16 protein-coding genes are annotated in these 23,743 nt (G+C 65.4%); 2 read left to right on the forward strand and 14 right to left on the reverse strand.

Annotated elements, in window-relative coordinates; genetic code table 11:
- Positions 1-34: 34 nt before the first annotated feature.
- The 6 genes from SFA35_RS18740 to SFA35_RS18765 all read right to left on the reverse strand — a co-directional run bounded on the left by SFA35_RS18740 (position 35) and on the right by SFA35_RS18765 (position 8,628).
- Entirely contained in the window at positions 35-214 is a 180-nt protein-coding gene (locus SFA35_RS18740; RefSeq protein ID WP_320572026.1) for a hypothetical protein, read from the reverse strand.
- Between the two features lie 171 nt (positions 215-385).
- Entirely contained in the window at positions 386-1,531 is a 1,146-nt protein-coding gene (locus tag SFA35_RS18745) for a lactonase family protein (protein WP_320572027.1), read from the reverse strand.
- Positions 1,532-1,596: 65 nt separating this feature from the next.
- On the reverse strand, positions 1,597-1,896 hold the full coding sequence (locus SFA35_RS18750; protein ID WP_320572028.1) for a DUF5629 family protein: 300 nt from the start codon (positions 1,894-1,896) through the stop codon (positions 1,597-1,599).
- Positions 1,897-4,686: 2,790 nt separating this feature from the next.
- The gene (locus tag SFA35_RS18755; protein WP_320572029.1) at positions 4,687-6,258 is read right to left on the reverse strand and encodes an aldehyde dehydrogenase (NADP(+)); all 1,572 of its coding nucleotides are present in this window, start codon (positions 6,256-6,258) and stop codon (positions 4,687-4,689) included.
- A gap of 39 nt (positions 6,259-6,297) precedes the next feature.
- Positions 6,298-7,290: an AraD1 family protein gene (gene araD1, locus SFA35_RS18760; protein WP_320572030.1), complete on the reverse strand. Its 993-nt coding sequence runs from the start codon at positions 7,288-7,290 to the stop codon at positions 6,298-6,300.
- 24 nt (positions 7,291-7,314) lie between these two features.
- Positions 7,315-8,628, reverse strand: coding sequence for an MFS transporter (locus SFA35_RS18765; protein ID WP_320579108.1), 1,314 nt, complete (start codon positions 8,626-8,628; stop codon positions 7,315-7,317).
- 186 nt (positions 8,629-8,814) lie between these two features.
- Here SFA35_RS18765 and SFA35_RS18770 point away from each other — a divergent pair, with 186 nt between their 5' ends.
- Positions 8,815-10,563, forward strand: coding sequence for an IlvD/Edd family dehydratase (locus tag SFA35_RS18770; RefSeq protein ID WP_320572031.1), 1,749 nt, complete (start codon positions 8,815-8,817; stop codon positions 10,561-10,563).
- A 195-nt stretch (positions 10,564-10,758) separates the two neighbouring features.
- Complete coding sequence (locus SFA35_RS18775; RefSeq protein ID WP_320572032.1) at positions 10,759-11,481, forward strand: FadR/GntR family transcriptional regulator; 723 nt, start codon at positions 10,759-10,761, stop codon at positions 11,479-11,481.
- Positions 11,482-11,484: 3 nt separating this feature from the next.
- On the opposite strand, the gene SFA35_RS18780 is transcribed toward SFA35_RS18775, so the two are convergent.
- The 8 genes from SFA35_RS18780 to SFA35_RS18815 form a co-directional block, all read right to left on the reverse strand.
- Complete coding sequence (locus SFA35_RS18780) at positions 11,485-13,869, reverse strand: efflux RND transporter permease subunit (RefSeq protein WP_320572033.1); 2,385 nt, start codon at positions 13,867-13,869, stop codon at positions 11,485-11,487.
- A complete protein-coding gene (locus SFA35_RS18785; RefSeq protein ID WP_320572034.1) occupies positions 13,866-14,837 on the reverse strand; it encodes a WD40/YVTN/BNR-like repeat-containing protein in 972 nt (323 codons plus the stop codon). Before SFA35_RS18785 ends, SFA35_RS18780 begins: the two co-directional genes overlap by 4 nt.
- A 146-nt stretch (positions 14,838-14,983) precedes the next feature.
- Positions 14,984-16,342: a DUF1329 domain-containing protein gene (locus SFA35_RS18790; protein ID WP_320572035.1), complete on the reverse strand. Its 1,359-nt coding sequence runs from the start codon at positions 16,340-16,342 to the stop codon at positions 14,984-14,986.
- A gap of 11 nt (positions 16,343-16,353) precedes the next feature.
- On the reverse strand, positions 16,354-18,327 hold the full coding sequence (locus SFA35_RS18795) for a DUF1302 domain-containing protein (RefSeq protein WP_320572036.1): 1,974 nt from the start codon (positions 18,325-18,327) through the stop codon (positions 16,354-16,356).
- A 561-nt stretch (positions 18,328-18,888) separates the two neighbouring features.
- Positions 18,889-21,546, reverse strand: coding sequence for an aminopeptidase N (gene pepN / locus SFA35_RS18800; protein WP_320572037.1), 2,658 nt, complete (start codon positions 21,544-21,546; stop codon positions 18,889-18,891).
- A gap of 38 nt (positions 21,547-21,584) precedes the next feature.
- A complete protein-coding gene (locus SFA35_RS18805) occupies positions 21,585-22,382 on the reverse strand; it encodes a DUF2797 domain-containing protein (protein ID WP_320579110.1) in 798 nt (265 codons plus the stop codon).
- Positions 22,383-22,420: 38 nt separating this feature from the next.
- On the reverse strand, positions 22,421-22,681 hold the full coding sequence (locus SFA35_RS18810) for a YeaC family protein (RefSeq protein WP_320572038.1): 261 nt from the start codon (positions 22,679-22,681) through the stop codon (positions 22,421-22,423).
- 137 nt (positions 22,682-22,818) lie between these two features.
- Positions 22,819-23,742, reverse strand: a complete 924-nt coding sequence (locus SFA35_RS18815) for a tetratricopeptide repeat protein (protein WP_320572039.1) — start codon at positions 23,740-23,742, stop codon at positions 22,819-22,821.
- Position 23,743 lies beyond the last annotated feature (1 nt).

Here is a 23,743-nt window from a genome sequence, read left to right on the forward strand (position 1 = left end):
GGATCGGGGGCGGCGCCCCTCCCACCAGGCGGCGTTACAGCTGGGTCTTGTGATCCAGCGCCGCATAGAAGTTGGCGCTTTTCTGCAGGTAGCTCTGGGTGTAGGTAGCGACCTGGGTTTTCTTCTCGCTGGCGACCTGGGCGGCGTGCGCCGGCAGGGCCACGGTGGCGGAAACGGCAGAAGCGGCGATGATGCTGAAGAGGTTGAAGTTCATGTCGGCGTGCCTCGAAGTCTGGGGTGAGTGACCTGCCCGTGTGGGCCATGGGTCGAACTTACGCCCGCTCCCGGCGATGCAAAAATGCTTTGCGCCGTTATCGATTATCACCGCGATCGATAGTGCGCGCCGGCTACCGCCTGCGGGGGCCGACGCGCGCTGGCGCTGGCCTTATTTGCCCGCGAGGAACTTGAGGTCCGACGGGGTATCGATGTCGAACTTCTGCACCGTCTCGCCCAGCTTGCCGGTCTTGGCGTCATGGCGGACCACGACGATCTGGCTGCTCTTCTGGTTGGCGATCAGCAGGAACTTGCCGCTGGGGTCGAAGGTGAATTCGCGCGGCTCCTTGCCTTCCACCGAGCGACGCTGGATCTCCTTGAGCTGGCCGTTTGCGGCGACCGCGTAGGCGATCAGCTCGTTGGTATTGCCACGGTTGGTGGCGTAGAGGAACTTGCCATCGGGCGACAGGTGGATGGCGCCGCCGCCCTTGCCTTCCTGCGGCTTGCCCTTGGCCATGTCGAGCAGCTGCTTCTGGATCAGGAAGCCGTCGCTGCGCACATCGAACACAGCGACCTGGGCGGCCATCTCCAGGGTCAGGTAGGCGTGCTTGCCGTCCTTGCTGAAGGTCAGGTGACGCGGGCCGCTGCCGGGGGCGAGGATGACTTCGGGGGTCTTGGCGGCGGTCAGTGGGTGCGCGGCGTTCTTCGGGTCGAATTTGTACAGGAAGATCCGGTCGGCACCCAGGTCCTGCAGGTAGACGTCATGGCCGTTCGGCGCCGAGACCACGGAGTGCACATGGGAGCTGGCCTGGCGCTCGGGGTTGACCTTGCTCGCCTCATGAGCCTCCTGCTGGATGACCTCGCCCAGCTCGCCATTGGCCTTGACCGGCAACACGCTCAGGCGCCCGCCCGGGTCGGGATGCACGGCGTAGTTGGAGACGAACAGGTAGCCCTCGCCCTTGGCCAGGCTGGAGTGGGTGGGCTCGTCGCCTTTGCTGTCGACCTCGTTGATCGGGCTGATGGCATGGCTGGCGTCGATGGCGAAGCTGCTGACGCGACCGACCACGTCGGCCTGGCCGGGGCCGTTCTCGTTGACCGCGAACAGGTGCTTCTGGTCATGGGACAAGGTCAACCACGAAGGGTTTTCACTTTTCACGGTCTGCGTAGGCTGCGCGGCGATCTGCCCGGTCTGGCTGTCGAAGGCGTAGCGGTAGATGCCCTGGCTGGTGCCGGCGGTGTAGGTACCGACCAGCAGGTCGGCTTGGGCCACGCTGCTGATGAGGGTCGTGACGACAAGCGGTAACAGGAGTTTTTTCATTGTTTGGGGACCCTGGGACTGTTGGAGTTATTGGACGTCGCATAACTTGCCAGATAAAGACTCGCTCAAGGCGTTTGGGTTTCATCCACGGCCGAGTCTTCATCTTCGTCGTCGCTGGCGCTGAAAGCGTTGAGGCAGAGCAGTTGATGGGTCCCATCAGGGCCGGCCAGCTGCCAGCCGTCGCCGGCCCCGTTGCGCTGTGCGGCGGTCAGTTGTTCAGGGCTGAAGGCCCAGCGCTTGAGTTGACGGCCGTCCATGGCCTCAAGGGTCAGGCCGGCATCGGTGAGGGTGAAATCAAAGGCGTGCAGGCCGTCGATCAGCAGCAGGTTGGCGGTCTGCAGTTCGGTGGTCAGGGAGGCGGTCATGAGCTCTGTTCGTGGCAGGGAAAGGCTCATGATAGGCGGTGCAGAGGGGTTTATCGAGGTGGCGGGCGATGCAGGCGCAGCTGGCGGCAGCCGTGATCGAATCTCAAGGCAGACGTGGGAGGGGCAAAGCCCCGAGAGGCCGTCAGGCCGGTTTGATCTTCCTGGCGCCCGGCGAAATGTCCAATATGGCCAGCGGCCGCCCGCGCGGCCGGTGGTGGCCGTGATTGCATTTCAGGCAGACGTGGGAGGGGCAAAGCCCCGAGAGGCTGTCAGGCCGTTTGATCTTCCTGGCGCCCGGCGAAATGTCCAATAGGGCCAGCGGCCGCCCGCGCGGCCTGTCGCCAGCTGCGCCGGCTCCTACATTTGTTTCGATTTATATGCAGCCAATGGCATCGCCCATGACCGCTTTTGATATTCGGGGCGGTCATCGGTGATGGCCTCTGAATGCTTACGCCCGAAACAAACGGAGCGCGCGAAGCACGCGACAGGCCGCGCGGGCGGCCGGTGGTGGCCGTGATTGCATTCCAGGTCAGACCCTGGATCTGATCGAAGATCAAACCGGCCTTGCGGCCTCTCGGGGGCTTTGCCCCCTCCCACATCACAGGCGCAACACGAGACGACGTGGGAGGGGCAAAGCCCCGAGAGGCCGTCAGGCCGGTTTGATCTTCGGGTGCCCGGCGAAATGTCCAATAGGGCCAGCGGCCGCCCGCGCGGCCTGTCGCCAGCTGCGCCGGCTCCTACATCTGTTTCGATTTATGTGCATCCAATGGCATCGCCCATGACCGCTTTTGATGTTCGGGGCGGTCATCGGTAATGGCCTCTGAATGCTTACGCCCGAAACAAACGGAGCGCGCGAAGCACGCGACAGGCCGCGCGGGCGGCCGGTGGTGGCCGTGATTGCATTCCAGGTCAGACCCTGGATCTGATCGAAGATCAAACCGGCCTTGCGGCCTCTCGGGGGCTTTGCCCCCTCCCACATCACAGGCGCAACACGAGACGACGTGGGAGGGGCAAAGCCCCGAGAGGCCGTCAGGCCGGTTTGATCTTCGGGTGCCCGGCGAAATGTCCAATAGGGCCAGCGGCCGCCCGCGCGGCCTGTCGCCAGCTGCGCCGGCTCCTACATCTGTTTCGATTTATGTGCATCCAATGGCATCGCCCATGACCGCTTTTGATGTTCGGGGCGGTCATCGGTAATGGCCTCTGAATGCTTACGCCCGAAACAAACGGAGCGCGCGAAGCACGCGACAGGCCGCGCGGGCGGCCGGTGGTGGCCGTGATTGCATTCCAGGGCAGACCCTGGATCTGATCGAAGATCAAACCGGCCTTGCGGCCTCTCGGGGGCTTTGCCCCCTCCCACATCACAGGCGCAACACGCCACGACGTGGGAGGGGCGAAGCCCCGAGAGGCCGTCAGGCCGGTTTGATCTTCGGGCGCTCGGCGAAATGTCCAATATGGCCACCAGCGGCCGCCCGCGCGGCCTGTCGCCAGCTGCGCCGGCTCCTACATTTGTTTCGATTTATATGCAGCCAATGGCATCGCCCATGACCGCTTTTGATATTCGGGGCGGTCATCGGTGATGGCCTCTGAATGCTTACGCCCGAAACAAACGGAGCGCGCGAAGCACGCGACAGGCCGCGCGGGCGGCCGGTGGTGGCCGTGATTGCACTCCAGGTCAGACCCTGGATCTGATCGAAGATCAAACCGGCCTTGCGGCCTCTCGGGGGCTTTGCCCCCTCCCACATCACAGGCGCAACACGAGACGACGTGGGAGGGGCAAAGCCCCGAGAGGCCGTCAGGCCGGTTTGATCTTCGGGTGCCCGGCGAAATGTCCAATAGGGCCAGCGGCCGCCCGCGCGGCCTGTCGCCAGCTGCGCCGGCTCCTACATCTGTTTCGATTTATGTGCATCCAATGGCATCGCCCATGACCGCTTTTGATATTCGGGGCGGTCATCGGTGATGGCCTCTGAATGCTTACGCCCGAAACAAACGGAGCGCGCGAAGCACGTGACAGGCCGCGCGGGCGGCCGGTGGTGGCCGTGATTGCATTCCAGGTCAGACCCTGGATCTGATCGAAGATCAAACCGGCCTTGCGGCCTCTCGGGGGCTTTGCCCCCTCCCACATCACAGGCGCAACACGAGACGACGTGGGAGGGGCAAAGCCCCGAGAGGCCGTCAGGCCGGTTTGATCTTCGGGCGCCCGGCGAAATGTCCAATATGGCCACCAGCGGCCGCCCGCGCGGCCTGTCGCCAGCTACGCCGGCTCCTACATTTGTTTCGATTTATATGCAGCCAATGGCATCGCCCATGACCGCTTTTGATATTCGGGGCGGTCATCGGTGATGGCCTCTGAATGCTTACGCCCGAAACAAACGGAGCGCGCGAAGCCCGCGACAGGCCGCGCGGGCGGCCGGTGGTGGCCGTGATTGCATTCCAGGTCAGACCCTGGATCTGATCGAAGATCAAACCGGCCTTGCGGCCTCTCGGGGGCTTTGCCCCCTCCCACATCACAGGCGCAACACGAGACGACGTGGGAGGGGCAAAGCCCCGAGAGGCCGTCAGGCCGGTTTGATCTTCGGGCGCCCGGCGAAATGTCCAATATGGCCACCAGCGGCCGCCCGCGCGGCCTGTCGCCAGCTGCGCCGGCTCCTACATCTGTTTCGATTTATGCCGCTTTTGATGTTCGGGGCGGTCATAGGTGGTCTGTCTGGAACGGCACGTTCGAAGCAAATGTAGGAGCCGGCGAAGCTGGCGACAGGCCGCGCGCGCGGCCGGTGGTGGCCCGCCTCCAGGCTACGCCTGCCACTCCCCATCCACCAACCTCGGCACCTTCCACGGATTGGCCTCGTGGAGCACCTCGGGCAGCAGCGCCTCGGGGTAATTCTGGAAACACACCGGCCGCAGGAAGCGATCGATGGCCCGGGTGCCGACCGAGGTGCCGCGCGCGTCCGACGTCGCCGGGTACGGGCCGCCGTGGACCATGGCCTCGCAGACTTCGACCCCGGTCGGATAACCGTTGACCAGGATGCGCCCGACCTTCTGCTCCAGCAGCGGGGTCAGTTCGGCGAACGCCGAGAAGTCCGCAGGCTCGGCGATCAGGGTGGCCGTCAATTGCCCATGCAGGCTGTTCAAGACCTGCAACAGCTGCGCCTGATCGGCGACCTCGACCAGCAGCGTGGTCGGCCCGAACACCTCCTCCTGAACCACCTCATCGGCATCGAGCAGCAGCTGCACGTCGGCCTTGAACAACTGTGGCTGAGCCTGCCGCCCACTGTGCGGATGGCCGGCCAGGTGCTCGACGCCAGGGTGCGCGCGCAGCCGTTCAACACCTTTGCTGTAGTGCGCCAGCCCCCCCGGGTTGAGCAGGGTTTGCGCCGGCTCCTCGCCGAAGATGGCCGCCAGTTGCTCGACGAACGCCGTCAACTCGGCCGACTTGACCCCCAGCACCAGGCCTGGGTTGGTGCAGAACTGTCCGGCGCCCAGCACGACCGACGCCGCCAGCTCCGTGGCGATGGCCCTGCCGCGTACGGCCAGCGCAGTGGGCAGCAGGATCAGCGGGTTGATGCTCGACATCTCGGCGAACACCGGGATCGGCTGCGGCCGCGCGGCAGCCATGTCGCACAGCGCGCGACCGCCGCGCAACGAGCCGGTAAAGCCGACCGCCTGGATCGCCGGGTGCTTGACCAGCCGCTCGCCGACCCAGTCGCCGTAGATCATGTTGAACACCCCCGCCGGCATGGCGGTGCGTTCGGCCGCGCGAATCACCGCATCCGCCACCCGCTCGGCGGTGAACAGGTGGCCGCTGTGGGCCTTGAATACCACCGGGCAGCCGGCGGCCAGGGCGGCGGCGGTGTCACCGCCCGCGGTGGAGAAGGCCAACGGAAAATTGCTGGCGCCGAACACCGCCACCGGGCCGACGCCGATCCGGTACTGACGCAGGTCCGGGCGCGGCAAGGGTTTGCGCTCGGGCAGCGCGTGGTCGATGCGCACGCCGAGGTAATCACCCCGGCGCAACACCTTGGCGAACAGACGCATCTGCCCGCTGGTGCGAGCGCGCTCGCCCTGGATGCGGCCGGCGGGCAAGGCGGTCTCGCGGCTGACCTCGGCGATGAAATCATCGCCCAGGGCGTCGAGCTCGTCCGCCACGGCATCGAGGAACTGCGCGCGACGCTCGCCGCTCAAGCTGCGGTAGACCGGGTAGGCGGACTGGGCGGCCAGCGCGGCGCGGTCGATTTCATCGGGCGTGGCCTCGTGGAACGGCTGAGCGAGGATCTCGCCGCTGCTGGCGTTGACGCTGTGCAGGACCTTGTCGCCCTCGGCACTGCGTTGGCCACCGATGTAGTTGTGGCCCTGGATCTGGGACATAGGCTGGTTCCTTATGAAATGGGTGGCAGCTCAGGCTTTTCAGAGCTTGCCCACGCTCCCCACGGCGAACACAGGCTCGGCCTGGGCAATGCCATTGACCAGCGGTTCGCCGAACTCCTTCAGGCTGATCTCGAAATGGTCACCTGGCTGTGCCTTGATGCCATCGGCGAAGGAAAGCGTAGCAGTCCCGAAGAAATGGATATGCACATCGCCCGGGTGGAGGAACTGCGCGTACTTGAAGTGGTGGAACTCCAGGTTGTCGAAGCTGTGGCACATGTTCGCCTCGCCGCTGAGGAACTCCTTCTCCCACAGCACCTCGCCGTTGCGGCGGATGCGGCTGGTACCGGCCAGGTGCTCAGGCAGCTCGCCGACCCGCAGCTCGGGGCCGTAGGCACAGTTGCGCAACTTGGAATGGGCCAGGTACAGGTAGTTCTTGCGCTCCATCACATGGTCGGAGAACTCGTTGCCCAGGGCGAAACCCAGCCGGTACGGCCGGCGGTCGTGGCCGATGACATACAGGCCGCCCAGTTCCGGCTCCTCGCCAGCGTCCTCGGCGAACGGCGGCACGGCGAAGTCGCCACCGGGGCGCACGACGATGCTGCCGTCACCCTTGTAGAACCATTCGGGCTGCACGCCCTCCTCCCCCACCGCCGGTTTGCCGCCGGCCAGGCCCCACTGGAAGATGCGCATGCTATCGGTGAGCTCGGCTTCCTTGCCGCTCTGCTGGTGCATCTTGTCGCGGGTGGCGGCGCTGCCCAGGTGGGTCAGGCCGGTGCCGGTGACCAGCATGTGCGCCGGGTCCGGGTGATCGAGCGGCGGCAGAATCCGCCCCTCGTCGAGCACCTGGCGGTAGTCGTGGTGCTGTCCCAGGCCCAGGCCATCGACCTGGCGGGCCAGGCTGTGGCCCGCCTTGATCGCCGCCAGGGCCAGCTCGCGCACGCTGCCCGCGCCTTGCACTTCGTGGACGCGGTCGCCATCGACCAGGCCGACCCGACGTTCACCGTTGTTCAATTCAAATTGCACGAGACGCATGGGGTATCCCTCTTCTGGTACGGGTTAATGAGGTCGAGCACTGGCCGAGAACTGCTCGGGGGCCAGGGCGTGCCGGCGTTCCAGGCGCTGGTAGACGACGCCGGTCAGCAGCAGGCCGAACAGCAGCACCGCCGACAGGAAATACAGGCCGCTGGCCAGGGTGCCGGTGGACTCCTTGAGGGCGCCGATGACGAACGGGCCCAGGTAGCCGCCCAGGTTGCCCACCGAGTTGATCAGGGCGATGCCGGCCGCAGCACTGGCACCGGCAAAGAAGCGCCCCGGCAAGGTCCAGAACACCGCCGTGCAGGAGAACAGCGAGAAGGCCACGAAGCACAGCGCCGCCAGTTGCAGCACCGGGGTGCTCAGCCAGGCGCTGAGAAACATCGCCACTGCGCCGATCACGTACAGCACCGCGAGGTGACCGTAGCGATCGTTCAGGCGGTCGGAGCTGCGCGGCACCACCAGCAGGCCGACGATGCCAAAAATGTAGGGCACTGCAGAAACGAAACCGGTGGTCAGGTCGCTGCCGCCGAACTGTTTGATCAACGTCGGCAGCCACAGGCCCAGGCCGTAGATGCTCAAGGTCACCGGCAGGTAGAACAGCGCCAGCAACAGCACGCGCTTGTCTTTGAGGGCATGCAGCGGGTTGCCGTGGCGGGTCTGGCCGTAGGCCGCGAGGTCCTTGTGCAGCTCGCCGGCCAGCCAGGCCTTTTCACCGTCGTCCAGCCAGTTGACCTGCTGGGGCTGGTCGGGCAGCCAGCGCAGCACCGGCCAGGTGGCCAGCACTGCCGGAATGCCGATGGCGATGAACAGCCATTGCCAGCCGTGCAGGCCGAGCACGCCGTCCATGCCCAGCAGGCCGCCGGACACCGGCCCGGTGATCATCATGGCAATGGGTTGCGAGAGGATGAACAGGCCGAGGATCTTGCCGCGATGGCGCACAGGAAACCACTGGGTGATGTAGTACAGCACCCCGGGGAAGAAGCCTGCCTCGGCGGCGCCCAGCAGAAAGCGCATCAGGTAGAAGCTGCTCGGCCCCTGGACGAAGGCCATGCCGATGGTGATCGCGCCCCAGGTGATCATGATCCGCGCGAACCAGCGCCGCGCGCCGAAGCGCTCGAGCATCAGGTTGCTGGGGATCTCCAGCAGGAAGTAGCCGATGAAGAACAGCCCGGCGCCCATGCCATAGGCGGCATCGCCGATGCCGACGTCGCTGCCCATGTGCAGCTTGGCGAAGCCCACGGCCGAACGGTCGACGTAGGCGATCAGGTACAGCACGACAAGAAAGGGGATCAGCTTGAGGGTGATGCGCCGGATAAGCCGCAGCTCCTGGCTCAGCGTCAGCTGGCTCATGGATGAGTCTCCACAGTTGTTGTTCTTATTGGGGGAACCTTCGAGTCGGGGCTCGATTTGCCAAGACTATATAGTATTACTATTTAACCAACAACCACTTCCCATCCCGACCGTTATGGCTTAGCTTTGCCATCAGCCACTCATTAAGTCTTACAATAAGAGAGCCCTGACATGTCCGAGAATACCCCTGACCAAAAGCCTCTGCGGTCTGCCCAGTGGTTCGGTACCGCCGACAAGAACGGCTTCATGTACCGCAGCTGGATGAAGAACCAGGGCATCGCCGACCATCAGTTCCAGGGCAAGCCGATCATCGGCATCTGCAACACCTGGTCCGAGCTGACCCCGTGCAATGCGCACTTCCGCACCATCGCCGAACACGTCAAGCGCGGGGTCATCGAAGCCGGTGGCTGGCCGGTGGAATTCCCGGTGTTCTCCAACGGCGAATCCAACCTGCGGCCCACCGCCATGCTCACTCGCAACCTGGCGAGCATGGACGTGGAAGAAGCCATTCGCGGCAACCCGATCGACGGCGTGGTGCTGCTCACCGGCTGCGACAAGACCACCCCGGCGCTGCTGATGGGCGCGGCCAGCTGCGACGTGCCGGCCATCGTCGTCACCGGCGGGCCGATGCTCAACGGCAAGCACAAGGGCAAGGACATCGGCGCCGGGACCATCGTCTGGCAGATGCACGAGTCGTACAAGGCCGGGCAGATCAGCCTCGACGAATTCCTCTCAGCCGAAGCCGGCATGTCGCGCTCGGCCGGCACCTGCAACACCATGGGCACGGCCTCGACCATGGCCTGCATGGCCGAAGCACTGGGCACCTCGCTGCCGCACAACGCGGCGATTCCGGCGGTGGATTCGCGGCGCTACGTGCTGGCGCACATGTCTGGCATGCGCGCGGTGCAGATGGTCAAGGAAGACTTGCGCCTGTCGAAGATTCTGACCCGCCAGGCGTTCGAGAACGCCATCCGGGTCAACGCCGCGATCGGCGGCTCGACCAACGCGGTGATCCACCTCAAGGCCATCGCCGGACGCATCGGTGTCGACCTCGAACTCGACGACTGGACCCGCATCGGCCGCGGCACGCCGACCCTGGTCGACCTGCAGCCGTCGGGGCGCTTCCTGATGGAAGAGTTCTACTACGCCGGCGGCCTGCCGGCGGTGCTGCGCCGCCTGGGTGAGAACAACCTGATCCCGAACCCCGAGGCGCTCACCGTCAACGGCAAGAGCCTGTGGGAGAACGTGCAGAACTCGCCGATCTACGGCGACGACGAGGTCATCCGCGCCATCGACAACCCGCTGGTGGCCGACGGCGGCATCTGCGTGCTGCGCGGCAACCTGGCGCCGCTGGGTGCCGTACTGAAGCCCTCGGCCGCCACGCCGGCGCTGATGAAACACCGCGGCCGCGCGGTGGTGTTCGAGAACTTCGACGTGTACAAGGCGCGCATCAACGACCCGGAGCTGGAGGTCGACGCCGACAGCATCCTGGTCATGAAGAACTGCGGGCCCAAGGGCTACCCGGGCATGGCCGAAGTCGGCAACATGGGCCTGCCGGCCAAGTTGCTGGCCCAGGGCGTGACCGACATGGTGCGCATCTCCGACGCGCGCATGAGCGGCACCGCCTACGGCACCGTGGTCTTGCACGTAGCGCCGGAGGCGGCCGCCGGCGGGCCCTTGGCCGCCGTGCAGGAAGGCGACTACATCGAACTGGACTGCGCCACCGGGCGTCTGCACCTGGACATCAGCGACAGCGAACTGGCCGCGCGCCTGGCCGACTGGCAGCCGCCGGTGAACAACCTCTTGGCGGGGGGCTATCGGCAGCTGTACGTGGACCATGTCATGCAAGCCGACCAAGGCTGCGATTTCGACTTCCTGGTCGGTTGCCGTGGGTCGCAGGTGCCGCGGCACTCGCATTGATGGCCTTGAACGGCCTTTGAACGGCCCGGTGGGAGGGGGCAAAGCCCCCGGGCTTTTCCTGGCTGATCAAGGTCAACAGCCCGGGGCCTCTGCCCCCTCCCACGCCGGCCACCGCACATTGCCCCCCTGCCCCACATCCCCCAGCCCAGATCCGCTATGATGCCCGTTCCCCCGGCCCGGACCTTCGCCTGCCCCATGGATTACCGCAAACCTTCCGACCGCAAGAGCATGCACAGCCGTATCGTCCAGGACATCGGCCTGCAGATCGTCTCCGGGCGCTTCAAGCCGGACGACAAGCTGCCCGCCGAAGCGCTGTTGTGCGAGGAGTATGCGGTCAGCCGGCCGGTACTGCGCGAGGCCACCCGGGTGCTGGTGGCCAAGGGGCTGGTGTACTCCAAGCCGCGCGTCGGCACAGTGGTCAAGGCGCGCCGTGAGTGGCACCTGCTGGACCCGGACGTACTGCACTGGCTGATGCAGAGTTCGCCGCAGAACGAATTCTTCGCCCTGCTCACCAGCGTGCGCGCGATCATCGAGCCGGCGGCTGCCGCGTTGGCCGCGCAGCATGCCACCGACGAGGAAATCGCCGGCATCGGCGAAGCCTACCAGCGCATGGAAGCGGCACCGGACACCGCCGCCCTGCTGCAGCCGGACCTGGATTTCCACAGCCGCATCGCCGACGCCACCCACAACGACCTGCTCGCGCACCTGTGCAACATGCTCTCGCTGGCCCTGCGCGAGGCACTCAAGCACTCCAACCAGCGGCCCAACCTGCACGAGCTGGCGATGCCGCGGCACAAGGCGATCCTTACGGCCATTGAGAATCGCGATGCCTTGGCGGCACGCCAGGCGACCCTGGTGCAGTTGGACGATGCGAGAAATGCGCTAAGTGTCGTGCTCGGGGCGCAGTTACATCTCTGAGAGTCAAACCACCCTGGCGGCCTCTGGGGGGCTTTGTCCCCTCCCAGGCTCCCCCCGCTGCGGATCCAGGTAGCGCACCAGCGCCGGCAGCAGCCACAGCGCGCCGAGCATGTTCCACAGCAGCATGAAGGTCAGCATCAGCCCCATGTCCGCCTGAAACTTGATCGCCGAGAACATCCAGGTGCACACACCGATGGCCAGGCACAGGCCGGTGAACAGCACCGCCTTGCCGGTCGAGCGCAAGGTCTGGTAATAGGCCTCCTGCAGCGCCAGCCCAGTGTCGAGGAAACTGCGCAGGCGGCTGTAGATGTAGATGCCGTAATCCACGCCGATGCCCACGCCCAGCGCCACCACCGGCAAGGTCGCGACCTTGACGCCGATGCCCAGCCAGACCATCAGCGCATTGCCCAGCACCGAGGTCAGTACCAGCGGCAACAGGATGCACAGGGTCGCCGCCAGCGAACGGAAGGTCAGCAGGCACATGACGGCCACGCACAGGTAGACCAGCAACAGCACGGTCAGCTCGGAATGACGGATGACTTCGTTGGTGGCCGCCTCGATGCCGGCGTTGCCGGCCGCCAGCTGAAATTGCAGGCCGTCGCGGTCGTGGCTGGCGGCGAAGGCTTGCACGGTCGCGACCACGCGGTCGAGGGTCTGCGCCTTGTGGTCACTGAGAAACACCAGCAGCGGCGACAGCGAGCAGTCGCCGTTGTACAGGCCGTCGGCGCGGGAGATGGCGCTGTCGAGCACCTGCGGGTTGCGCGACAGGGTCTGCCATTTCAGGCTGCCCTCGTTCATGCCCTTGATCATCTGCTTGGCCACGCTGACCAGCGACAGCGTCGACTGCACGCCCTCGGTGTTCTCCAGCGTCCACATCAGCTCGTCCATGGGCTGCAGGGTGGCGTAGGCGGAGCAGCCTTCGGCGCGGGTCTGGACCATGACCACCAACACGTCGGAGCTGGTCGCGTAGTGGTCGATGATGTACTGGTTGTCGCGGTTGTAGCGCGAGTCCGGGCGCAGCTCGGGGGCGCCCTGATCGAGGTCACCGATCTGCAGGTCGTGGCCGTACCAGAGGCCGCCGGCCAGGGCCAGCAGCGCCATCAGGATCGACGCTCGTGCCACCCGAGGCTCGGCGCAGCGCGCCAGCAGGCGCCAGAACGGCTGCTCGCGGCTCGCGTCGGCCTGGCTGCGGAGCACGGCACGCGGGCTGATGCCCAGGTAGGAAATCGCCACGGGCAGCAGAATCAGGTTGGTCAGCACGATCACCGCCACGCCGATGGCGGCGCCGAGGGCCAGCTCGCGGATCACCCCGATGTCGATCACCAGCAGGGTCAGGAACCCCACGGCGTCGGCGAGGATGGCGATCATCCCCGGCAGGAACAGCTGGCGGAAGGTTCGCCGCGCCGCCGCCAGGGCGCCGTCGGCGGCGCTGGACTGCTGGGCGATGCCGTTGATCTTCTGCACGCCATGGGAGATGCCGATGGCGAAAATCAGGAACGGCACCAGCATTGAATAGGGGTCCAGGCCGAACCCGGCCAGGTGCATCAGGCCGAGCTGCCAGACCACTGCCATCAGCGTGGTGCCGAGCACCGCCAGGGTGCTGCGCAGGCAACGGGTGAAGGCGTACAAGAGCACCAGGGTGATCGCCAGGGCGACGGCGAAGAACATCACCACCATGACCAGCCCGTCGATCAGGTCGCCGACCTTTTTTGCGAACCCGATGATGTGGATCTGCACGTCCGGGTTCTGCGCCTCGAAGTGCTCGCGGATCTGCGCTTCCAGGCGGTGGGAAAACTCGCGGTAGTCGAGCTTGACCAGCCGCCCCTGATCCTGCGGGTCGGGGTAGCTCTCCAACAGCGGGATGTCGATGATGCTCGAGGTAAAGTCGTTGGCCACCAGGCGCCCGACCTGGCCGGACTTGAGCACGTTGTCGCGTAGCCTGGCGAGGCTCGCGGGCGAGCCATCATAGGTCTGCGGGATGACCTCGCCACCGGCAAAGCCGTCTTCGGTGACCTCGGTCCAACGCACACTGGGGCTCCACAGCGACTTGAGCGCCGCGCGGTCGACGCCGGGCAGGTAGAACACCTCGTCGCTGATCTGGCGCAGGGTCTCCAGGTAGCGGGCGTTGAAGATATCGCCCTCGCGCACCTGCACGGCGACGCGCACGCTGTTGCCAAGGTTGGCGAGGTCGTTGCGGTGTTCGAGCATGCGCACAATGAACGGGTGTTGCAGCGGGATCATCTTCTCGAAGCTGGTGGCGGGGCGAATCGACAGCGCCTGCCAGAACAGCAGCAGGCTGACCAGCAGGCACAGGCCGAGCACCACCGGGCGGTGCTCGAAGATCAGCCGTTCGAGGGCGCCGGGCTTGGCGGCTTGCGCCTGGCTCATGGCTGCACCACCACCGGGCCGCCGTCGGCGGCACCGATATGCACGCCACCCTGGCCAACCATCAACAGCCGCCCGGGCGCCCCCTGGGTGACGGCGGACAAGGCCAGGCGGTCGGCGCGGTTGACCAGGGTGAAGCTTTGGCCCTGATCACGGCTGCGCAGCACGCTGCCGCCATTGCCGACCACCACCAGCGAACCGTCGGCCAGCAGGCTGGCGCCGGCCAGGCCGTCCTGCATGCCGCTGGGCAGGCAGACGCTTTGCCAAGTCTGGCCAAAATCGGCAGAGCGCAACAAATGGCCGCGCAGACCATAGACCAGCAGGGTGCCGGGCTGACCGGTGGCGGTCACCCCCAGCAGCGAACCATCGTAGGGGCTGGCCACCGCTTGCCAGCTCTGCCCGGCGTCGGCCGAGCGATACATGTGGCCTTGTTCGCCGACGATGAACAGGCCGGCGTCCTTGATCGCGGCGATGGCGTTGAGGTGCAGCTGCTCGCTGTTGTCCAGGCGCTCGCTGATGTCCTGCCAGTGCTCGCCGCCGTCCTCGGTGGCGAGGAAGGCGCCATAGGCGCCCACGACGAAACCGCGCTGGCGATCGAGGAACCACACGTCGAGCAACGGTGCCTGGCTTTCAAGGTTCTGGTACTGCTGGCGCCAGGTCTGGCCGCCGTCGCTGCTGGCCAGAATCTGCGCGTCATGGCCGACCGCCCAGCCGTGCTCGGCGTCGACGAAATACACCGCCGTGAGCAGTTGCCGGGTCGGCACACGGGCCTGGTTCCAGGTCTGGCCCTGGTCGTCGGAAGTGAGGATATGGCCACGGTCGCCGACCACGACCAGGCGGTTGCCGGCGTGGACCACGTCAAGCAGCAGCGCCTGGCTGGCTTTTTCGGAATGGATGGCCCAGTCGGGCTCCGCCGCCATCACGGCAACGCTGCACAGGGCCATGAGAGTGGCGAGAAGCAGGTGTTTCATTGCAAGGGGGTTCCTTGGTGTGGATCTGAAACTGTGTGGTGACCGCGCTGTAGGACCGAGCTTGCTCGGCGACGACCTTCCCCGTAGGACCGAGCTTGCTCGGTCCTACGGGGAACGGCGACAACCCGTTCCCGAGCCAGCCGGTATTACCGCGTCCCCTGCCGGCGCAGCGCCGCCGGGGTGAAATCCCCCGCATCGGGCAGCGGCTGGCTGAAATCGACCGTGGCGACCTCCTCGTTGTCCAGGTTCTGCACGTGGTAACGCCGCGCCTGCAGGTCGTGGTAGACGTCCAACGCCGACCATACTGTCGGCAGCTCGTAGTAATTCTTCAGGTAGGCCATCGACACCCGCCACAGGTCGCCACGGCCATCGTACTGGTCGACCACCGCCGCCTGCCAGCTGTCCTCGTCCAGGTACAGGCGGCGTTTGGAATACACGTGGCGGGCGTCCTTCTTCAGGGTGCCCTCCACCACCCACACCCGATGCAGTTCGTAGCGGGTGTACTCGGGGTTGAGGTGGCTGGGGGTCAGCAGCTGCTTGTAGGTGATCTGCGGGTTGCCCAGCCGGTAATTGTTGTAGGGGATGTAGATTTCCTGCTTGCCCAGCAGCTTCCACTCGTAGCGGTCCGGCGAGCCGTTGTACATGTCGGTGTCGTCGGCGGTGCGCAGGCCGTCGGCGGCAGCGATCGGCGTATCGTAGGCCAGGCTCGGCGCGCGGCGCACGCGGCGTTGCCCGGAGTTGTAGGCCCAGGCCTGGCGCGGCTCGTGGTACTGGTCGAGGGTCTCGTGCACGAGAATTGCGCCGCCGGCCAGGCGTGCCGGGCTACGGGTCTGGGTCAGGTAGTAGAACAGCCGGTTGTCCAGGCCTGCAGCGCTGACGCGCGGGTCGTAATAGCGGAAGAGCGCCTGCTGCTCGGTGACGATGGGCACGTAGCCGCCGTTGCGCTGCACCGCCACCTCGGCCGAGCGCCGGGTCAGGTAGGTGCCGCGGTAGCGCGTGATGTGGTTCCACACCGCCTCGACGCCATTGCGCGGCAACGGGAACGGAATGCCGCCGTAGGCGCCGATGAAGCCGTTGCCGCCCTCGCGCAGTTGCGCACTCTGGGCGTTGACGCGGGTGTGCTCGTACACCGACTCGGGCGCCGAGGCGCTGCGCCGGCTGACGAACACCGGCATGCGGAAGGTGCCTGGGTAGGCGGCGAACAGCGCCTGCTGGCCGGGGGTAAGCTGGCCGCGATACTCCTCCAGGTTGCTCGCGTCGATGGTGAACAGCGGCTCGTCGCTGGCGAACGGGTCGACGTGGTGCTGGCCCGAGCGTTCATAGCCGGCCGGGGCCATGGTCAGGCCGCCCTGCCAGGGCGGGATGGTGCCGGCGGCGTTGCCCTCCAGCTGCCCGCCGAGGGGCGTCAGAGTGGTGCCCAGTTGTTCGGCGGCCTCGGGCGAGCGGGCCTGCGCCTCGCCACTGAAAAGCGCCAGGGTCATGGCCAGGGCCAGGGTCGGGTACATGGTGCTTCCTCTCAGAATGAATACTTGACGTTCAAGCCGATGTTGTCGCGGTCGCGCATGGCGTTGCTCTGCCCGCCGCCGTAGAACTCGGTGTATTGCAGCTCGGCTTCCAGGCGGTTCTGGTACTGCGCGCGCACCCCCAGCGAATAGGCCTTGCGGCCCTCGATGAAATTGCCGGTCTGGTGCGAGTTGCCCTTGATGTCGTCCTTGTAGACGGCGAACGGCGAGACATTGACCCCGCCGATCAGGTCGTTCCAGGTGCCGACCAGCATCAGGGTGGCGCCGTAGGCATTGCGGGTGATCTGCGTGTCGTCGCCAAAGCCGGCGAGGTAGCCCAGGTTGGCGCGACTGCTGTAGTAGCGGCGGCTGCCGTCGAAGGCGGTGTAGCGCAGGTCGCTGCCACGGATGTGCTCGGAGGCCAGCTCGAGCACCCCGCTGAGGCCGTCGAAGCCCAGCCGCGGGCCGAAGTCGTAAAGGCTGCCGAGGGAAAAGTTGAACAGCTTGACGCGCTCGGCATTGGTGATTTCGTCGCCCAGGCGCACGTGCTGGCCGCCGATGTTGACCATGCCCCCGGCCGCCACCGCTGGCGCCTGCACCAGCAGGTCGGTGAGCAGGTCACTGGTGCTGGCGATGCCGATCGGCATGTTCGGCCGGTAGGTCAGCTCACCGAACAGCGACGCCTTGCCGAAATTGCTGTTGAAGCTGGTGCCGAACATGTGGATGTTCTCGATGTACTCGCGCCGGCCACGCACCTGGTTGGCCACGTCCAGCGTGGCCATGCCGCCCACCGCCTGGCTGACGCCCCCGCGCACCGCCTGGGCGATCGGCCCATTGGGGTTGGCGGCGATCGCCCCCTGCAGCTGGGCCAGGGTCAGGCCCAGCTGCGCGGCCACCTGCTGTTGCACCACCGGGGTGGCGGCCGCGGCCAGGCCGGCCAGGTCCAGGCCGGGGTAGGCGCCGAGGTCGGCGTGAATGGTCGGCTCCTTGGCGTGGTAGTTGACGAAATAGAAGCCGAACTCAGTATTGTTCAGTTGTTCGGCCACGTAGCGCAGCGCCAGGCCGAACTGACCGTCGTCGCGAGCGTTGAGGTCCGAACCGATGCTGGCGACCTTGAGATTGCCGCTGGCGTCCACCCCCGGGCCGCCCTGCAGACCGCCGATGCCCAGCGCGCTGAGGCTGCGGTACAGCGGGTTCAACGCGCCGAGTTCGGGCGCTGCGGCATAGGCTGTGTTGCCGCCGGCGGCGAACAGGTCGGTTTCGGCAAAGTAGGTGCCCACCGGGTCGATCTGCGATTCCTTCCAGTTGAACTGGTAGAAGGCTTCGGCCGAGAGGTTGTCGCTCAGGCCCAGGGTGAAATTCAGCGCCTCGACCGGCATCAGCACTTCCTTGAGCTCGGCACCCGGCAGGCGGAACTGTGTGATGTTGATCGGGTTGGTGGTGTTGACCCCGCCGCGGTAGAACATGCCCTCGCCCCAGTTGAACACCTGCCGCCCCAGCCGCGCGCCGAGCGGCAGGCCGCCCACTTGCCAGTTGCCATAGACATAGGCGTCGAGAATTTCTGCATGCCGCCCGGCGCGGTCGCGGGTGCCATCGGTGAAGCGGGTGTTGTCGGGAAAGTTCTGGCTGGGCTGCGGCGGCTGGTCGTTGTCCGCGTAATCGGTTCGCCGGCCCATGATGCGCGAGTCGTAGAAGGCCGAGCCACGCAGGAACAGGCCGTAGTTCTGGTACGACAGCTCGAGATCGCTGGTGACCTTGTACACCTCTGAAACCGTGCCCGGATTGAAGTTGCGATTGCCGTCATTGGTGTTGACGTCGTCGTTGTCCTTGTCACGCCCCTGCACCCGCCACAGCTGCCCATAGGACAAGGTGGTGTCGAAGGACCCGCGCAACTCGTCCTCCAGCAGGCTGAACTCAACGGCGGCGGCAGGCCCACAGGCCAGCAAGGGCAACAGCCCAGCCAGGGCTCCGGCAGGTTGGATACGCATGGGGAATCTCCCTGATTCTCTTTTTAAGAGTAAGTCTTGTTGTGTTGGCGCAAGGGAGAGTGCAAGGGAAGTGCCAGCGAAGGGCTGCGTTAGTTTGAAATATTATGGAACAATTAGTTTGGCTGAGGGGTAGCCGAGTTGTGGAGTCCGCCTCGGCAAGATCAGGTTTTATTGTCAAACAATCTTACAGAAAGATACTGAAATAGTTGCCCGCCTATCTTAGGCGATTGACGGTCAGCAACCCCATAGTTGTTTCAGAAGAAATCATACCAACTAAGGTAACTTTTCCTACAAGTAACAAAAAAGGTGTTACCTGTGATTGCAGGTAACACCTTTGGGTGTTGTGGGGTACGTCTTACGACTCAATTGTGGCCGGTGGTGGCCATATTGGACATTTCGCCATACGCCTGGAAGATCAAACCGGCCTGGCGGCCTCTCGGGGACTTGGCCCCCTCCCACGTCGGGCGCGAAACCAATGTGGGAGGGGGCGCAGACCCCGAGAGGCCGCCAGGCCGGCCTTGAGATTCAATCACGGCCACCATCGGCTAGAGCGCCCCCCCATCAAGCCAGGCTTTTACTCACCACCTCATACACATCACTGGACAGCTCCCCGGAGGCACGGATGCGCTCCAGCTCGGCCTTCATCAGCGCCTGGCGGGCGCTGTCGTATTTGCGCCAGCGGGTCAGCGGCGCCAGTTGCCGCGAGGCGATCTGCGGGTTGGTGGCGTTGAGCTGGATCACCAGGTCGGCGATGAAGCGATAGCCCGAACCGTCGGCGGCGTGGAAGTTGATGAGGTTCTGCCCGGCAAAGCTGCCGATCAGCGCGCGCACCTTGTTCGGGTTCTTCAGGGTGAAGGCCGGGTGCTGCATCAGCGCCTTGACCCGGGCCAAACCGCCAGGCAAGGGGCTGGCCGCCTGCACGCTGAACCATTGGTCCATGACCAGCGGGTTGTCCTTGAACTGCTCGGCGAAGGTTGCCAGCGCCGCATCGCATTCGGCGGTGAAGGGCGAGTTGACCAGCACGGCCAGCGCGGTGAGGCGCTCGGTCATGTTGTCGGCGTTGGCGAACTGCTCCTGGGCGGCGGCGAGGACCTCTGGCCGACCACTGAGCATCAGGTACGACAAGGCGATGTTCTGCAGCGCGCGGCGGGCGAAGTGTTCGGCTTCGGCGACGTACTCGGTGGTTTTCGAGACGCCACGGTTGGCCTGGTAACGCTGCCACAGGGTGTCGAACAGGCTGTCGGCGAGTTGTTTGCGGGCGAACTCGCGGGCGGCATGAATGGCCTCGACGTCGGCCACTTCGCTGATCTCGGTGAGGTAGGCCTCGCTGGGCAGCGACAGCAGCTCGGTGACCATGGCGGGGTCCAGCTCGGGGTTGTCCAATACCGTGCCCAGCGCCCTGATCAAACGCGGGTCCATGACCAGCGGCTGGCCGGCCTGGTGTTGGCCGATCAACTCCTGCAGCACCTGCACGGCCAGTTGCTGAGTGGCATCCCAGCGGTTGAAGCCGTCGCTGTCGTGCTGCATCAGGTACATCAGTTGGTCGCGGTCGTAGGGGAAGCTCAGCTTGACCGGCGCGCTGAAGCCGCGCAGCAGCGACGGCAGCGGTTTTTCCGGGACGTCGACGAAGGTGAAGGTCTGCTCGGCCTCGGTCACCGAGAGCACGCGGCTGGTGCCGACATCGCCCTCCTCACCCTGCAGGCGCACGCTCAGGCCGCGGCCCTGGCTGTCGAGCAGGCCCATGGCGACCGGGATCACGAACGGCAGTTTGTCGACCTTGTCCGGGGTTGCCGGGCAGCTCTGGCGGAAGGTCAGGCGGTAGGTTTGCGCGGCGGCGTCATAGGCCTCGCTGACCGCCAGGCGCGGCGTGCCGGCCTGGCTGTACCAGCGCTTGAACTGGGTCAGGTCGACGCCGTTGGCGTCTTCCATGGCCTTGACGAAATCGTCGCAGGTCACCGCCTGGCCGTCGTGGCGCTCGAAGTACAGGTCGCTGCCCTTGCGAAAGCCTTGCGGCCCCAGCAGGGTGTGGAGCATGCCGACCACTTCCGAGCCCTTCTCGTACACGGTCAGGGTGTAGAAGTTGGAGATCTCGATGAAGCTCTCCGGGCGTACGGCGTGGGCCATGGGGCCGGCGTCTTCGGCGAACTGGTGGGTGCGCAGGAAGGCCACGTCCTGGATGCGTTTGACCGTGGCCGAGTTCATGTCGGCGGAGAAGCCGGAGTCGCGGAACACCGTGAAGCCTTCCTTGAGCGACAACTGGAACCAGTCGCGGCAGGTCACGCGGTTGCCCGACCAGTTGTGGAAATACTCGTGGGCGACGATCGCCTCGACCCGCTGGTGCGCCGCGTCGGTGGCGGTTTCGGCGCGGGCCAGCACGGCGCTGGAGTTGAAGATGTTGAGGCCCTTGTTCTCCATGGCGCCCATGTTGAAGTCGTTGACCGCGACGATCATGAAGATGTCCAGGTCGTACTCGCGGCCATACACCTCTTCGTCCCAGCGCATGGACTTCTGCAGGCTGGTCATGGCGTGCTGGCACTTGTCGATGTTTTCCGGCTCGACGTAGATGCGCAGGGTCACCTCGCGCCCGGACATCGTGGTGAACTTGTCCTCCACGCACCACAGGTCGCCGGCCACCAGCGCGAACAGGTAGGCCGGTTTCATGAACGGGTCTTCCCAGGTGGCCCAGTGCCGGTCGTCACCCTCGGGGCCGCTGGCCACCGGGTTGCCGTTGGACAGCAGGATCGGGTACGCCAGCTTGTCGGCGCTGAGCGTGGTGGTGAAGCGGCTCATCACGTCCGGGCGGTCGAGGTAATAGGTGATCTTGCGAAAGCCTTCGGCCTCGCACTGGGTGCAGAACATGCCGCTGGACTTGTACAGGCCTTCCAGCGCGGTGTTGGTTTCGGGGTGGATGCGCACGCTGGTGTCGAGGCTGAAGCTGGCGCTGGCCGGGTGTACGGTCAGGTGATTGTCGTCGACCTGGTAGTCGCCGGCACTCAGCTCTTTATCGCCCAGGGCGACCGCAAGCAACTCCAGCGCCTGGCCGTCGAGCACCAACGGCGGCAGGGAAGCGTCCAGCTCGGGATTGCGGCGCATCACCAGCTGGGTGTGCACCAGGGTGTGGTCGTCATGCAGTTCGAAGGTCAGGTGGGTTTCGTCGATCAGGTAATCGGGCGCCTGATAGTCCTTGAGGTAGATCATCTTCGGCTGTTCGGTGCGCATGCGAAATTCCTTCTGTCCCTTCGGCTATGGGTTATCGGTTAGTGCTGCACGGCAAGCTGATACGCCGTGTATTTACGAATATTGATCACGCCGGTGTCGAATATCAGGTATTGACCCTTGATCCCCAGCAGCGTGCCCTCGGCCACCGGGTTCTTGTCCAGGTTGAAGCTGACCACCTTGGTCGGGTAGGCCTGCACCGGGTAGCGGATCTCCAGGGGCTGTACGTCCAGCAACGGCTGAATGGCCTGCAGGCCGAAACGCGCCTGGAGCATGTGGATGCCGGCTGCGCAGCTGTCGAACAGCTGCTCGCGCACGGCCACCAGGTCGACCTTCTGCGCATCGCCCTTGAGCAGCGCGCGCCAGTTGGTGCGGTCAGCTACCTGGGAGCGGAACAGGTCTTCGACCAGGCCGGACTGCTGGCGAGTGGCGACACGCATGATCGGCAGCGCCTGGCTGGCGCCCTGGTCGAGCCAGCGAGTCGGCAGCTGGGTGGCGCGGGTGATGCCGACCTTGATCCCGGAGGAGTTGGCGAGGTACACGACGTGGTCGGTCATGCAGAACTGCTCGCCCCAGACCGGGTCGCGGCAGGTGCCGGCGTCGTAATGGCATTTCTCCGGGCTCATGATGCACACGTCGCACTGCGCCAGCTTGGTCATGCACGGATAGCAGTAGCCCTGGCTGAAGCTGGTCTTGGTCTTGCGCCCGCAATTGACGCAGTGGATGGCACCCAGGTATTCCAGACGCAGCGTGCGGCCAATCAGCGGGTTGACCGGGATGCGCAGCTCGCCGAGGCGCAACTGGTATTGCACGGTGTCGTCTTGCAGCGCCGTGGACATCTTGTTGACCGCGCCACGGCCCAGCTCTTGGAGTTGAATCAATGGATAGCGTCCGACTTGAACAGGATGTTTTCCACCGGCACCGACTTCGACGAGCACTCCTGCGGGCCCATGTAGCCGGTGCGCTGGTCTTCGGGCAGGTTTTGCAGTTCCCAGGCGATGACCGCCTGCAAAGACAACTCTTTCTGCTCGGTGGTGAGCTTGCGGCCGTCCGACCATTTGCCGATTTCCACGGCGAGCTTGAGGCTCTCGTAGATTTCCGGGGTAATGTTTTCAATCATGTGAGCAAAGGATGACATGCGCTGGCCTCCGAAATGATGGCTGCAGTTTACCGGTGGCAGGGAAATCAGGACAGGGCCAACAGATCGGGGGCTATGCCCCCTCCCACCTGGGTATGCGATCGGCGTGGGAGGGGCACCGCCCCGGGCTGTTGATTTCAGAACTCCTTGGACAACCGCACCTGCACCAGCTCCTTGTCCAGGGCGCGCTTGAAGATCTGCGGTGCGGCGAAGGTGTAGACGACGAACGCCAGCCACACCCAATCGATGACCTGGGCCACTTGTGGGTAGCCCTGCTGGGTGATGGCGATCACCGATACCCGGAACAGCACGAACATCCCCAGCAGGATGACGATGGCGCGGGTGGTGCCGCGTTCGCTCATCCACGCATTGAGCCGCCACCAGAAGCTCAGGAACAGGCTTTCGCGGGCCTTGACCGCGGTGATCAGGTGCAGCGCGGCGCGGTCGTTGGCGTTTTCCTGCAGGGCCCAGATGGCGTGCTCGCGGGCACCGGCGGTGTCACCGCGGCGCAACAGCAGGTGGCCCAGCACCACCACCGCGCCGGGGTGGCCAGGGTCGCTCTGCAAGGCTTCGCGGGCAAACGCCTCGGCCTGCTCCCAGTGCCCCTCGCTGCGATGGTATTGGGCCATCGCGACCAGGTTGGCAGGGTCGTTGGGGCTCAGTTCGAGGGCTTTGTGCAGTTGTTCCAGGCGCGGCGCCGAGCGCCCGGTGAGGCTATAAAGCTCGGCCAGGGTGCGGTGGTACAGCGGATTGAGCGGCTCCATGTCGAGCAACTGGCGCAGGTGCTGTTCGGCGCTCTTGAACTGGCGCAGGGCCATGGCCACCACCGCCATGGCGTAGTGCGCCACTGGCAGTTCCGGGTTGAAGGCCAGCGCCAGGCGCGATTCGGCGCGGGCGGCATGGACCCGGCGCATGTTGATCAAGCAGATCGCCAGCAGCGCATGGGCCTCGGCATGTTCACCGTCTTCGGCCAGCAGCTGGCGCAGGCTGTCGATGGCGCCGTCGTTGTGCCCGGCTTGCAGGCGCTGGTAGGCCAGTTGCAGCAGGTAGGAAGCATTCATC

The organism is Pseudomonas sp. HR96, from assembly GCF_034059295.1.
Classification (GTDB): Bacteria; Pseudomonadota; Gammaproteobacteria; order Pseudomonadales; family Pseudomonadaceae; genus Aquipseudomonas.

Coding starts and splice junctions, on each gene's coding strand:
- SFA35_RS18740 (WP_320572026.1), bottom strand. CDS start 214: ATGAACTTCAACCTCTTCAGCATCATCGCCGCTTCTGCCGTTTCCGCC.
- SFA35_RS18745 (WP_320572027.1), bottom strand. CDS start 1,531: ATGAAAAAACTCCTGTTACCGCTTGTCGTCACGACCCTCATCAGCAGC.
- SFA35_RS18750 (WP_320572028.1), bottom strand. CDS start 1,896: ATGACCGCCTCCCTGACCACCGAACTGCAGACCGCCAACCTGCTGCTG.
- SFA35_RS18755 (WP_320572029.1), bottom strand. CDS start 6,258: ATGTCCCAGATCCAGGGCCACAACTACATCGGTGGCCAACGCAGTGCC.
- araD1 (WP_320572030.1), bottom strand. CDS start 7,290: ATGCGTCTCGTGCAATTTGAATTGAACAACGGTGAACGTCGGGTCGGC.
- SFA35_RS18770 (WP_320572031.1), top strand. CDS start 8,815: ATGTCCGAGAATACCCCTGACCAAAAGCCTCTGCGGTCTGCCCAGTGG.
- SFA35_RS18775 (WP_320572032.1), top strand. CDS start 10,759: ATGGATTACCGCAAACCTTCCGACCGCAAGAGCATGCACAGCCGTATC.
- SFA35_RS18780 (WP_320572033.1), bottom strand. CDS start 13,869: ATGAGCCAGGCGCAAGCCGCCAAGCCCGGCGCCCTCGAACGGCTGATC.
- SFA35_RS18785 (WP_320572034.1), bottom strand. CDS start 14,837: ATGAAACACCTGCTTCTCGCCACTCTCATGGCCCTGTGCAGCGTTGCC.
- SFA35_RS18790 (WP_320572035.1), bottom strand. CDS start 16,342: ATGTACCCGACCCTGGCCCTGGCCATGACCCTGGCGCTTTTCAGTGGC.
- SFA35_RS18795 (WP_320572036.1), bottom strand. CDS start 18,327: ATGCGTATCCAACCTGCCGGAGCCCTGGCTGGGCTGTTGCCCTTGCTG.
- pepN (WP_320572037.1), bottom strand. CDS start 21,546: ATGCGCACCGAACAGCCGAAGATGATCTACCTCAAGGACTATCAGGCG.
- SFA35_RS18805 (WP_320579110.1), bottom strand. CDS start 22,382: ATGTCCACGGCGCTGCAAGACGACACCGTGCAATACCAGTTGCGCCTC.
- SFA35_RS18810 (WP_320572038.1), bottom strand. CDS start 22,681: ATGTCATCCTTTGCTCACATGATTGAAAACATTACCCCGGAAATCTAC.
- SFA35_RS18815 (WP_320572039.1), bottom strand. CDS start 23,742: ATGAATGCTTCCTACCTGCTGCAACTGGCCTACCAGCGCCTGCAAGCC.